Annotated in this window: 2 protein-coding genes; both read right to left on the bottom strand. The window is 73.1% G+C overall.

What is annotated here, in order from left to right; genetic code table 11:
* Positions 1-363: septum site-determining protein MinC (locus QR78_RS31490; protein WP_048431583.1), on the bottom strand; the 363-nt coding region annotated here is incomplete at its 3' end.
* Between the two features lie 80 nt (positions 364-443).
* Positions 444-981: tellurite resistance TerB family protein (locus tag QR78_RS31495; protein WP_048431582.1), on the bottom strand; the 538-nt coding region annotated here is incomplete at its 5' end.

Genomic DNA, 981 nt, shown 5'->3' on the forward strand with positions numbered 1-981 from the left:
CTCGACGGGAGCGGCGGGCGGCGCCTCGCCGGGCATCGCCACCTCGCCCGAGGGCCGGCCGCCGTTGAGCGGCGGCGGCATCCCGGGGCCGAGGGATCCCGCCCCGGCGCCCTCGATCCCCATGATCGGGATCTCGCGCGCGTTGAGGGCGGCCACCAGATCCTTGAGCGCCTCCCGGCTCGGGGCCAGGGCGGTCACGTCGAGGATCACCGCGCGGCCGGCGAAGAACGCCGGAGAGCGCTTGGCAAGCGCGTCGAGATCGGCGAGCCAATCCTCGATCGGCGCCTCGGGCGCGAGCACGACCGCCAGGAACGAGCGGCCACGGAAGCGGATCGGTGGGCGGGGTGGGGTCTGGCTGGTCACAGGTTTACGACTCGTTACCAGCCCATCAGGCGCGCCGGATGGTTAGCGAATGGTTAACGCCGGTAACGAAGTCTTCACCTTTACGGTGAGGCGGCGGCGAGCGTGGCCTCGATGTGGCGCGCAAGCCCCGGATCGAGCCCGAGCCGCCGGGCGAGATGGTCGAGATAGGCCCGCTCCTGGGCCGTGTCGACGCTGATCGCCATCAGCGAGGCGGTGTAGAGCTCGCTCGCCTGTTCCGGGCTGCGGGCGAGGCGCGCAACCGCTTCGACGTCGACGGGTGCGCGCAGGGCATCCATCAGGAAGGCCTTGTCGTCGGCGTCGAGCGCGTGCCGGTCCATCTCGCCGAAGATCCGCCGCTGCTCGTCGGCGTCGATATGGCCGTCGGCCTTGGCGGCGGTGATCATCGCGATCAGGAGCGCGCGGGCCCGGTCCTGCTCGTCGGCCGCAGAGGCCGGGGCGAAGCGGGTGCCGCCGAGCATCCGGGCCGCCTCGTCGGCGGAGGGGATGAAGCCGGCCGCCCGCGGGGCAGCGGTGCCGCGCTGCCCCTGGTTCGCCTGCCAGCTCTGGTAGGCCTGATAGGCCAGGGTGGCGACGAGGGCGAGGCCGCCGACCCGGCCG

The sequence above is a fragment of the Methylobacterium indicum genome, from assembly GCF_001043895.1.
Taxonomy (GTDB): domain Bacteria; phylum Pseudomonadota; class Alphaproteobacteria; order Rhizobiales; family Beijerinckiaceae; genus Methylobacterium; species Methylobacterium indicum.